The 11,172-nt window shown below is 43.1% G+C and carries 10 protein-coding genes and 1 tRNA gene; 5 read left to right on the top strand and 6 right to left on the bottom strand.

Annotated elements, in window-relative coordinates; genetic code table 11:
• Positions 1-78: 78 nt before the first annotated feature.
• A tRNA-Val gene (locus AB4517_RS08115) sits at positions 79-155 on the bottom strand.
• 758 nt (positions 156-913) lie between these two features.
• Here AB4517_RS08115 and AB4517_RS08110 point away from each other — a divergent pair.
• Entirely contained in the window at positions 914-1,921 is a 1,008-nt protein-coding gene (locus AB4517_RS08110; RefSeq protein WP_372148171.1) for a porin, read from the top strand.
• A gap of 127 nt (positions 1,922-2,048) precedes the next feature.
• Here the strand turns inward: AB4517_RS08110 and AB4517_RS08105 are convergent, their stop codons facing one another.
• Positions 2,049-2,708 (bottom strand): DUF2726 domain-containing protein, encoded by a 660-nt coding sequence (locus AB4517_RS08105; RefSeq protein WP_137001053.1) that lies wholly within the window; start codon positions 2,706-2,708, stop codon positions 2,049-2,051.
• Between the two features lie 273 nt (positions 2,709-2,981).
• Here AB4517_RS08105 and AB4517_RS08100 point away from each other — a divergent pair, with 273 nt between their 5' ends.
• Positions 2,982-3,167: a hypothetical protein gene (locus tag AB4517_RS08100; protein ID WP_017059179.1), complete on the top strand. Its 186-nt coding sequence runs from the start codon at positions 2,982-2,984 to the stop codon at positions 3,165-3,167.
• 135 nt (positions 3,168-3,302) lie between these two features.
• Here AB4517_RS08100 and AB4517_RS08095 read toward each other — a convergent pair whose 3' ends face one another.
• Complete coding sequence (locus AB4517_RS08095; protein ID WP_372148170.1) at positions 3,303-5,261, bottom strand: diguanylate cyclase domain-containing protein; 1,959 nt, start codon at positions 5,259-5,261, stop codon at positions 3,303-3,305.
• Positions 5,262-5,521: 260 nt separating this feature from the next.
• Between AB4517_RS08095 and AB4517_RS08090 the strand changes: the two genes are divergently transcribed.
• The gene (locus AB4517_RS08090; protein ID WP_017065539.1) at positions 5,522-6,628 is read left to right on the top strand and encodes a M20/M25/M40 family metallo-hydrolase; all 1,107 of its coding nucleotides are present in this window, start codon (positions 5,522-5,524) and stop codon (positions 6,626-6,628) included.
• Positions 6,629-6,736: 108 nt separating this feature from the next.
• On the opposite strand, the gene AB4517_RS08085 is transcribed toward AB4517_RS08090, so the two are convergent.
• Together AB4517_RS08085 and AB4517_RS08080 are read right to left on the bottom strand one after the other, a co-directional pair.
• Positions 6,737-7,159, bottom strand: a complete 423-nt coding sequence (locus AB4517_RS08085) for a DUF3859 domain-containing protein (protein WP_019824122.1) — start codon at positions 7,157-7,159, stop codon at positions 6,737-6,739.
• Positions 7,160-7,237: 78 nt separating this feature from the next.
• Entirely contained in the window at positions 7,238-7,606 is a 369-nt protein-coding gene (locus tag AB4517_RS08080; RefSeq protein ID WP_372142564.1) for an ATP-binding protein, read from the bottom strand.
• A 275-nt stretch (positions 7,607-7,881) separates the two neighbouring features.
• On the opposite strand from AB4517_RS08080, the gene metA reads away from it, so the two are divergent.
• Entirely contained in the window at positions 7,882-8,823 is a 942-nt protein-coding gene (gene metA / locus AB4517_RS08075; RefSeq protein ID WP_017059174.1) for a homoserine O-succinyltransferase, read from the top strand.
• Between the two features lie 168 nt (positions 8,824-8,991).
• Positions 8,992-9,759, top strand: a complete 768-nt coding sequence (pilW, locus tag AB4517_RS08070) for a type IV pilus biogenesis/stability protein PilW (protein WP_017065536.1) — start codon at positions 8,992-8,994, stop codon at positions 9,757-9,759.
• A gap of 90 nt (positions 9,760-9,849) precedes the next feature.
• Here the strand turns inward: pilW and rlmF are convergent, their stop codons facing one another.
• Entirely contained in the window at positions 9,850-11,172 is a 1,323-nt protein-coding gene (gene rlmF / locus AB4517_RS08065; RefSeq protein ID WP_017066172.1) for a 23S rRNA (adenine(1618)-N(6))-methyltransferase RlmF, read from the bottom strand.

The following is an 11,172-nucleotide window of genomic DNA, read 5'->3' as shown; positions in this document are numbered from 1 at the left end:
AAGCGGGCGATGTTCTAATTTCTTATTACTACCATTGTGACAAACTCAATAGTTATGCAATAAAAACTAAAGAAGGAATGGTGCGTCCGAGTGAACTCGAATCACCGACCCCCGCCATGTCAAGGCGGTACTCTAACCAACTGAGCTACGGACGCATTCCCTTAGAACGCCAACGATGATATCCATGATAAACAGATGGTGCAAGTATTAACTGGCATCTTGCGATTCGTTTGCTCACTTTGCAATCAAAGACATAACAACATGTCGATTTTACACCCAGATTATCGTCAAACCGCTGAAAAACAAAGTTTAGTTAGAAAAAATTCTAATCCTTGATGACAACCAATTAACTAACCTAATGTGTTCAATTTGGGATTTTTGTTGTCTATACCGTTTTTCTTGGCCTTTACAGTAACCATACAGGTATAGATCAATGCCTATATTTAGTGTCAAAAATTTTGCTTGCCCATTGGGTTACCGTAGTATTTTGATCATTATAAGTGAAAGGCACGCAGAGGCTTTGTAACTCACTGAAATACATCATTCATAAAAATCACCACGATTTTGTAATCGTCGTCATCGAATTACTAGGCCGCAATGACTAAATTCGGATTTTTCATATAAAGTGGCCGGGTTATTACCAACATACATAAATACGATAGCACTCTATAGTCGAAAAACATCAGCTACAATTAATCTCCCTCAAGAGCAACAATCTATAAGCAATTCAAAACCCAACCCCACACATCATAGCTATTTTGAATACATACAGCACAGTAATACATAATGAAATTTGCATAATGGTAAAGCGCGCCTATATTCATAACCTGTAGGAATCAATAATCTAAATTCAATGCTATACGTGAATTTATGGTTTACGATAAATACAAGTGTGAAAAATAGGGAATAAATTATGAAAAAATCACATATCGCCATTGCAGTGGTGAGCATACTATCGACATCTGCCGTATCGGCGGCGACCATTTATGAGACAGATGAAACAGTATTCAATATCGGCGGCCGCGCAGAAGTTCGAGGGAATTTCTCTGATGCGAATAAAAGTGCTGGTAATAGTAGCACCTATAGTGATAGATCACGTGTCCGCTTAAGTGTCGATGGCACACAAAAAGCGTCGGACGATGTTTCCTTTTTTGGGAAATATGAATTCGAACTAACAGAGTCTGAAGATGGCGCATCAGATGATATCGGCATTAACACTCGATTCTTATATACGGGTGTTCAAACCAATCACGGTAACGTCTATTATGGCCACCAAAATAATGCCGTTACCTACTTAACCGATTGGACGGATATGGCTGAAACCTTCAGCGGCTATATCAATGAATACACGGTGTCGACTGCTGATCGAGCAAAAAATGTTTTACGTTATGAACTGACAAGCGACAACATCACCTTTCAAATTGATGGCAATTTCAATTCAGATAGTAAATCAGCACAAAGTGACGGCTTCGGTGCAGTTGTCGCCGGCAGCACTTCGATTGGGTTAGATATTGGCGTCGGTTATGCGTCAAGTGATGAAACCTATGGCGTTGGGACAGAAACTTCTGATGCCTATATTGGTGCGGTTAAGTACACCAACGATCAGGGGGTTTGGTTCGCCGCACTCTATCAATTTGGTAGTATTTCAGGTCTAGACGTAAAAGATTCAGACTACGATTCTGCCGATGCTTACTTGGGATACTCGTTTGGTGTCAACACCGTCAACCTGACCTACAGCTACTTTGAAGCTGACGATATTGCAGATTACGACATTAACTTTATCGGTCTAGAATACGCACGTTATATTGGCGATGTGGCCTTCTTTGGTAGTTATAAGTTTAACATGTTAGACGAGGGCGAAGGTGGGGAAGGCGATAACGACGAAGATGAGCTACAGCTCGGTATGCGTTACGCGTTTTAGTCTAAACCAATCCACTTAATATTAGTAAAGCCGAGCATAATCAATGCTCGGCTTTTTAGTTTGTATAACTTATTCGTATCTAAGCGATTGAATCGAGTCCAACCGGATGCATTACTATCGATACCAACTATTCTTCAACATCGAATACAACGTTGTAGTTTTCGGTATAGGTGCAGTTTGGCTGGCGGCTACAAGTGAAGAAGCGTCGGCCTTTGTAATCGCCTTGGCTTGCCAGTTTGATGATCATTGGGCTACCACACTTCTTACAAAATCGCACTTCTTTGGATGGTTCGATTAGATCGATGTGGGCTGCCAGTAACCTCTTCAAACGGCTCACTTGGTAGCTGTGTTTAATTGAAGCACCAATCAGAGGTAAACCTGCCGATTTACACACGTGAATTAGTAGCTTTTCGCGATCGACTTTCCCTTTATTGAGCTCTTTGCCGTTATCAAGTTCGATAATAACGCGGGGCTCTAGCGTTCGCGGGTCGCAAACAACAAAGTCGAAGTAACTACGTGAGATCTTGTTGTTGGTGATAAACCAATTCTTCTTATTGTTCGTCTTAGCAGGAACAAGTACGTTCGACATGCTGACTTTAGCAAACACTTCCCCATGGTTGCCCACAGCTGATTTTAGCGCATTATAGAATGTCGCCTGTTGCGCCGACATTAACGCGCCTTTCTTCTGATAAGCGTGGTCTTTGGTGTCATCGTGTTTCACCACATACTTTTGAATAAAGTAAAAGAACACAACCAGAACAATTACAACGATAAAGATATTAGTCATTTTCCAACACAATCAAGTCTGTATAGGGATTAAGAGAGTAGCTAGCGTATGTAGAAAAGCATCACCTGGCAAGCAAAAGAGCGAGAGTTGCCAACCAGAATCACGACCTTTGAGCGCAGTGCCCAACGAGAGGTCGCTCCTTCGCTAGACACACCTCTCTTATTTTGATAATTAAATCATCAATTACACTCTAGATTGATTTAGATCAATTTACCTAGATTTGTGATCAACTAGTCTGAAAAACGTTAGGCAAATGTTAATAAGGAAATTGATATGGAACTTAAACAAGACCCAAGATGTTATACCGACGTATGCGTAGATGGTAAATGGTTCCACTATGACCACTGCGGAACCCAAGCCTACATGTTAAAAGGCGGTGCTTCGGCAGTGATTGAACTCGCTAGTGAACCAGCGACAGAAGGCGAATTGGTTGAGATGCTTCAAGGTGTCGCTAAGTAACCCACCAAGCCAAATCACAGTATGAATTAAGCGAATAAGAGTAAATAGCCGTATTAGTTCAGATAAGCACTCTTATTCGCTTAGTTATTGAAGTTCAGGTTTCTTGATTGCAGGGGATTAACTAAGTTTAGGAACTCAAATGATAACGACTTTATTGCGCCCTGACTGCTTAGCTTGATACAAAGCATCGTCTGCCGATTTCAAGTGTTTCTTATAGGTACGGCTATTCAACTGTTGCCCCGTTAGATGAGTCGTCGCACCAATCGATGTGGTTAATTCTAATGGGCCAGAATGCGTTTCAATCGGTCGGTCAGCGATCGCTTGTCTTATCAGTTCAAGCTCTTTATTAGGATCTTGATTCCCAGCCAGCAACAAAACAAACTCTTCCCCACCCCATCTTGCCACTACATCGTTTGTTGATAAGATTTTCTCTAAACGCTTAGCGACTTCCACCAGCACTTGGTCACCAATATCATGGCCATAAGTGTCATTAACTTGTTTGAAGCGGTCTAAATCTAGAATAGCGAGCGTATACCCAAACGACGACAAATGATGTGGCATCGGCTGAGTTAACCGTTGCTCTAAGTAACGCCTATTGTATAAGCCTGTCAGTTCGCATCTTGTTGATTGCTTAAGTAGTTCTTTGTTGGTCTTCTGGATCGAGCGTAACCTTATCAATAGTAACGTGGCGCTTATCATCACCATGATACCCAAAGCGACGACGATTCGATTCCGTAATTGCTGCTTATCTAATGTCAGCTCACCCAACTCTTTTTCTGCGTTAAGCAGTTCGTTTTCTTGAGCTAATGATGCCGTAGCGAAATCTTGCTCGAGTAAAAAGATATCACTCTGGCGCTTATCAAATAGCAGCGCTTTATTACCCTTGTAATAGAGCTTGAAGTAGCGAAGTGCGTTCTCGCTGTCGCCTCTTGAATCATAGTATTCAGCAAGTGTTCTTAAGCCGAGGACCTTCCAGCTGCGAGTCCCCACAACATCGAACATTGCAGACGATCGCTTTAGATCAGCAAAAACAAAATTATCTCGGTTCAAACCAATGTTCGCTAAGGCTCTATTTAGGTAACACTGCCCCAATTGAAGTGTGTATTTGTCCACGCCTGGGTATCTAAGACACAAGTTTGCGACTTGTCGTGCTGACTCAAAGTTCTTTTCCGCCAACAACACATCACTCTCTGCTTTTAATAGGATGATTTTGTATCGTTCACTCACGTTATCGCCATTTAGCTTAGCCGCACTTTGATATGCTTCTCGGCCTTTGACTAAATCACCACTGCGCAGATAAGCAAAAGACTCATTCACATGCAGCACGCCGATGGTAGACGCTTCGAGTAATCCACTCTTGTAATAGAGCTTTTTGGCTCTTTTAATCAGCTTGAGCGCTTTAGGCCAGTCTTCCAAATAGATATAAAGCAGTGCCATATTTGACACTAACTTGCTGTTGTAGATGTGATGAGGGTACTTCTTACCAAGGTCTAAACCTTTATGGAAAAAGTATTGAGCTTCAGGAAAGTCATTGCGGATGTTATTGATGACACCAGCCGTGTTATAGGCCTTAATCAACAACTCTTCATAGTGAAGCGATTCTGCGATATCTATCGCTGCTCTGATTTGGATTTCAGATTCCGCTAGCTCACCCTTACTGATGTATTCAATCGCCAATTCAACGAGAGATTGGGCCTTTAGCCAACCCATATGTTCGTGTTGTGCGAGTGCTTTAATCTGCCTGACGTATTCGGAAACCGCTTCGGTATCCAACTTATGTTGCGCGAGGTTGGACAAAATCATCAATTCGTAAGCACGATAGATGGCTTTATCTTGGTCTGGGAACTTGGCTTGGAGAGCCTCAAGTTGTAGGGAAGCTAAATTAGGGTCACCACGAGATACATCGAGAATATCGATCAACGCAGATCCATATTGAGAGAGTGATAACTCTTTCTCTGGACTATAAACACTCGGGTTTTCAGGGCGAATATGCTTTAAATCGTCGTCATAAGTTGGATAGAGCAAATACAGCCCCAGCACAATACTCATCAGCACCACGAAAAGGAATGAACCTAACACATTGTTTCTATTCATTTATCAGGGCCATTATTGATTGAATTCCAATTTTATTGACGTTTTTTAAGAGCGGTCAAACATTATACCCGACAGATATACAGATTAAAATCCTGCGCACTGGTGGATCTGAATTGGGTTTTTCTCATTAATTAGAATAATCAGGCAACTTTCTTGATTTAACTCAGACAATCATCTACCTCATTGGCGTTATAGTGATTTTCCTGTTCCTACCTCCGCGGCTTCTTTTTGAACAAGCGGAAGCATAATGAGAATTAACAATGACCCAAATTAATGAACAACGTCTTGTAGAACATTTCTGCGATCTAGTGAAAATTGATAGTGAATCTCGTAACGAAAAAGCGATTGCTGAAGCTTTGGCTGAGCAACTCGGTGAACTAGGTTTTGAAGTTCACAAACTGGCGGTTCCTGAAGAAGTATCTAACGGTTTCAACATCTACGCTCGTCTAGATGGCACTCTTCCAGGTAGCACAGTGTTCAGCTGCCACATGGACACAGTAACGCCAGGCATCGGCATTGAGCCAATCATCGAAGACGGTATCATCCGTTCAAAAGGCAACACAATTCTAGGTGGTGACGACAAGTCTGGTATCGCAGCTATCATGGAAGCGGTTCGTTGCATCAAAGCAGAAGGCCAAGAGCACAAAACTATCGAGATTGCGTTTACTGTATTCGAAGAAGGCGGTCTGTTCGGTTCTTTGAACTTCGACATGTCTTACATTCAATCTGAGCACGCAATCGTACTTGATACAGGCGGCCCAATTGGCACCATCGTAAACGCAGCGCCTGGCCAACAGAAGATTGTAGCTAACATCAAAGGCCGCCCTGCTCACGCTGGCTTAGCACCAGAAGAAGGCATCAGCGCAATTCAGGTTGCTGCAGACGCAATCACTAAGATGAACCTACTTCGTATCGATGAAGAAACGACAGCAAACGTTGGTATTGTTGAAGGTGGTCAAGCGACTAACATCGTAATGCCAGAGCTTAAAGTCGTGGCTGAAGCACGTTCTCTAAACGGCGAAAAGCTAACGGCTCAAGTTGAACATATGATCTCTACATTCCAAGAAAGTGCTAAGCAGTTCGGCGCTGAAGTAGAAATCGAATCAACTCGTGCTTACGATGCATTCGTTATTGCAGACGATCATCCGCACATTCTTTCTATCAAATCGGCGTTTGAGAAGCTTGGCGTCACAGCGAACACTAAACGCACTGGCGGCGGTAGCGATGCAAACAACTTCAACGCAAAAGGCCTGACAACAGTTAACCTTTCTACTGGTATGGCGAAAGTTCACACCACTGAAGAGTACATTGCAGTGAAAGACATGGTCGCAATCACTGAGTTTGTTGTGGCTTACGTAACGCAATAATCGAATCCATTAGTTGGGTAGTCACTTCTATCTAGCACAATGAAAAAAGCCGAGACATCAACACGATGCTCGGCTTTTTGCTATTTAGGTGAACATAGAAGGTCGAATCTAAAACCCTCTACGCTTCCAGAATTGGCCTTCGTCTTTTGCTACTAGGTCGAATGTCTTGTCGGCGATGATGTTGCCTTTTAGCTCAACCGTCATGCGCCACTTTCCTAGCTTGTTCGAGACAGGAGCCCAGATAGTGTCACCTAAGTAGAAATCCCAGTCATTGTTACCGACATACTCCTCACCATCAAACGGTTCGAGCACTTCACCTTTGTCTGTGGTGATGTTTGGGTGATAAATGCAGTAACGGATCTTCTCACCTTTGGCTTTTTTGATATTCAGGATATAGCCAAACTCTACGTCGATTTCAGCATCAACGGTGGTGGTGAACTCTTGGATTTTTGGAAGATCTTTAGATTTTGAATCCCATGTGGAATAGATACCATAAGAAGTCATGTCGACCACAACAGAGCGCTTTGCCATTTCAATCGTTACCTTGAAGTTGTTCTATTAATTTAATTCTATTTGCCATTCAGCCACGCAAGCAGAGGAAGAACGAGGCTATTCTTGCCAGTCTCTCGCCATACGCTTAATCACTGACGGCTCAATGTCGTGAATTGTGCCATATTGCTCTCGGCACACTTCGATAACCAATTCTGCTTTATATTTGAGTGCAAGTTGGCGGTAGGCTTTCATTTCCCAATGCTTAATAAAGGTATTCGAAACAACCACATCAAGCCCTTGCTTTAATCCATTTTCAGCCGTGTTTTGACACCACTCATGAGCTTGTTGCAGCTGCCTAGGATCAAAATGGTACTCACCTTGCTCATTCACGTAATACATATCCGCTTCGACATGCAATGCATCGTAGGTTTTTGCTTTTGTTGATTTCCCAGACCCGGGCAACCCTCGAATGAGTATTAACTTCATCTGTCACTTTACAGGCTAATTCGAAAACATGAGTTTATCGTAAATAGTAACGAGTTGCTCTGATAACTGCCTTTGCTCAGCATCCGAAAACCAACTACTTACACAAGACTCCGATAACCACTGAATACAATGAGACTCCCCTCGAAGCGCAGGGATGGCTTCTGATAGAAAACACAAATAATTTACATCTATCCATTTTGCATATCGACAAGCGTATCAAACTACTATAGATTTAGATGTATAGACGTCTACATATCTAGCTTAGGGAGAAAGCTGTGCCTATTCGCATTCCAGACCAATTGCCAGCATCCGATGTTCTTCGTGAAGAAAACATCTTCGTGATGCCGTTATCAAGAGCATCGACACAGGAAATTCGTCCACTTCGAGTCTTGATCCTCAACCTAATGCCGAAGAAGATTGAAACTGAAACTCAATTTTTACGCCTACTATCGAACAGCCCATTGCAAGTGGATGTAGAGCTGCTGCGCATTGATGATCGACCAAGTAAAAACACACCGACTGAACACCTTGATAACTTCTATCGCCAATTTGAAATGGTCAAAGGAAGAAACTTTGATGGATTGATCATCACTGGTGCGCCGCTTGGCTTGGTTCAATTTGAAGATGTTATCTACTGGGACCATCTGAAAACCATCATGGAATGGGCAAACAAGCACGTTACTTCAACTCTATACGTGTGTTGGGCGGCTCAGGCTGGTTTGAAATTACTGTATGATTTGCCAAAACGCACGCGTAAAGAGAAGTTGTCTGGTGTTTATAATCACGAGATACATAACCCATACCACCCTATTTTACGTGGCTTCGACGATACATTCTTAGCTCCGCACTCTCGCTATGCGGACTTCTCTCAAGAGTACTTAGCGGAACATACTGACCTTGATGTTCTTGCAACTTCTGATGTTGCAGGCGTATACCTAGCAGCAACCAAAGATAAGCGAAACGTGTTTGTAACGGGTCACCCTGAGTACGACTCTCACACACTTCACAATGAGTACATTCGAGATTTGGGTGAAGGCATGGAGCCTGTGATACCAATCAACTACTACCCGAATAACAATCCAGACAACAAACCGGTTGCAAGCTGGCGCAGCCACGGACACTTGTTGTTCTCAAACTGGCTAAACTACTGCGTTTACCAACAAACGCCTTACGATCTGGATCATTTCAGCGAAGACAACTTTACCAAAGACGATTAAGTTCTTTCTTCCGATTCACAAACACATAAACCGTGTTCAGTATGTTGTTGATAAAACGACGAATTGGACGCGGTTTTTTTATGGTGTGTGGGTCGCATTCCATGATAGATTTACGACTTCAATGGGTTTGATTTCATATGATGGGTTGGTGTTCATAAGGAGCTTCACATGCCTGCCAAGCCATCATTTTCAAATCCGATTTCGTTGTCCCGCCCTCTTTCGTTATCAAGTGTGGTACTACTTGCCTCGCTTTCCTTGGCCGGTTGTGTCTCTGTCACTGAAGGACCGCCAAAGATTGAAAGTGATCCTATCGCGATGTCTGAATCTCGAATCGAATTAGGTTTGGGCTATATGGGACAAGGCAATATGGTGAGAGCGCGTGAAAACCTTGAGCTCGCGATTAAACACGCACCTAGCTACTACCGTGCTCGGCTTTCAATGGCGCATTACTACGAACAAGTGGGTGAAGTAGATGAAGCGAGAAGCACTTACCGCAAAGCACTCAGTCTTGATTCAAGAAATGGCAATGTATTGAACAACTACGGTACCTTCTTGTGTAAACAGGGCGAATACGAACAAGCCGATAATTACTTCAATCGCGCCATCGACCAACCCTACTACTACTTGGTGTCTGCAAGTTATGAAAACGCCGCGTTTTGCGCATTTAAGGCTGGCAATACCGACCAAGCGAAGTACTACTTCAGCAGAGCGATTGACCACGATCCAAACCGCGTAAAATCGATACTACAGTTATCAAAAATTGAAGTGAGTGACGCCGATTACAATGACGCTCGAATCCGTTTATTCAAATTCCACCAGCGTTATGGCTATCAAATTCCATCGCTTAAAATCTTGGTCGATCTCGAAAACAAAGCAGGTAACAAAGCTCTAGAGCAGAAATATCAGAGTAAGTTAGATGAGTTGCTTTCTGCTTAGGTTATATGCAAAACACAAAAAAAACGGGCTTGTTGCGTTAACAACAAGCCCGTCCGTATTTCAGCTTAATATCTTAACTAAGTGCAGCCCCTATTTTAGCGCGATCCACTCTTGTCTTTGCTCATCGTCCATAAAGGTCCATGCGATAAAGCGACTTACCTTCTGGCCTTGTGACATCTCGACGACTTTCACTTGTTTCGCTCGCAGCTTGCCCAGTTCTGAACGAACCATATCGACGTTGTCTTTCTTAGAAATCAATGTCGTAAACCACAAAACTTGAGTAGCAAAAAGTTGACTCTCTCTTGCCATCTTCATAATGAAAGCGGCTTCACCACCTGGGCACCAAAGCTCGGCTTTTTGACCACCAAAGTTTAAGGTTGGTTTAGCTTGCTTAGTTGATTTATCTAACTTAACTGGCTTCTTGTTCGTTTCAGGCTTGAATGACTGACCGGCTTTCTTAGCACGGTTCGCCGCTAGATTATCCAGTTTACGTTGTGACCCCTTTTCAGCCTCTTCAAGAGAGCTGTGGAATGGAGGATTACAAATAGTGACATCGTAACGTTCATTATCCTTAATCACGCCCTTAAAGATAGATTCAGAGTCAGCTTGTAGGCGAGCGCGGATCTTACCTTTTAGATTAGGGTTGCTTTCCGCTATGAAGTTCGCTGTTTTGATGGAGACTGAATCAACATCTGTCCCTGTACAACGCCACTTATACTCTGTCGCACCAATGATTGGGTAGATACAGTTTGCACCGACACCAATATCTAATGCTTTCACAGACGCGTGGTTATAGGGTTCACCTTGGCCATCGCTATTAAGGATGTCGGCCACTCTGTGAATGTAGTCTGCACGACCAGGAATTGGCGGGCACAAGTAACCAGCAGGAATATCCCAATGTTTAACGCCATAGTGATGCGCCAACAAAGCTTTGTTGAGTAGCTTAACAGCCAATGGATCAGAGAAATTAATGGTGTCTTCGCCAACCGGATTCTTGATCAGATGCTCTTTTAGCTCAGGCAAGGCTGCAACTAGTAACTCGAAGTTATAGCGGCCAGTGTGCTGGTTTCTTGGGTGCAATCCACCTTGAGGTTTTTCAGCCGAGCGTCTTTTCTGAGCTGCGTTCTTGTTAAAAGCCGTTTTATTGAAAGAACCCTTATTCGATGATCCTTTATTGGCACCCGGTTTACCTCTGCTATCTTTTGCAAAAGGTCGCTTTGCTTTGTTATTGCCCGCGCCTTTAGGTGCACTATTCTTGCGGCTTTTATCAGATGTGTTCTTTGTAGAAATACGCTTGTCGCTGCTTGGCTTAGCTGTACTTGGCTTAACATCAGCTTGGTTGTCTTTTGTTTTTGCTGATGAAGTGCTGTTTTTCGACAGGCTTAGCGTCGTTCTATTTTGTGATTGGCTCAT

This window comes from Vibrio sp. 10N.222.52.C3, assembly GCF_041474195.1.
In the GTDB taxonomy this organism is placed as follows: domain Bacteria; phylum Pseudomonadota; class Gammaproteobacteria; order Enterobacterales; family Vibrionaceae; genus Vibrio; species Vibrio crassostreae_C.
Note: the sequence above shows the minus strand (reverse complement) of the source record. Positions and strands in the feature narration are given on the sequence as shown.

Excerpts from the sequence above, each read along its gene's own strand:
- AB4517_RS08110 (WP_372148171.1), top strand. The coding sequence starts at position 914 with ATGAAAAAATCACATATCGCCATTGCAGTGGTGAGCATACTATCGACA.
- AB4517_RS08105 (WP_137001053.1), bottom strand. The coding sequence starts at position 2,708 with ATGACTAATATCTTTATCGTTGTAATTGTTCTGGTTGTGTTCTTTTAC.
- AB4517_RS08100 (WP_017059179.1), top strand. The coding sequence starts at position 2,982 with ATGGAACTTAAACAAGACCCAAGATGTTATACCGACGTATGCGTAGAT.
- AB4517_RS08095 (WP_372148170.1), bottom strand. The coding sequence starts at position 5,261 with ATGAATAGAAACAATGTGTTAGGTTCATTCCTTTTCGTGGTGCTGATG.
- AB4517_RS08090 (WP_017065539.1), top strand. The coding sequence starts at position 5,522 with ATGACCCAAATTAATGAACAACGTCTTGTAGAACATTTCTGCGATCTA.
- AB4517_RS08085 (WP_019824122.1), bottom strand. The coding sequence starts at position 7,159 with ATGGCAAAGCGCTCTGTTGTGGTCGACATGACTTCTTATGGTATCTAT.
- AB4517_RS08080 (WP_372142564.1), bottom strand. The coding sequence starts at position 7,606 with ATGAAGTTAATACTCATTCGAGGGTTGCCCGGGTCTGGGAAATCAACA.
- pilW (WP_017065536.1), top strand. The coding sequence starts at position 8,992 with ATGCCTGCCAAGCCATCATTTTCAAATCCGATTTCGTTGTCCCGCCCT.
- rlmF (WP_017066172.1), bottom strand. The coding sequence starts at position 11,172 with ATGAGCCAATCACAAAATAGAACGACGCTAAGCCTGTCGAAAAACAGC.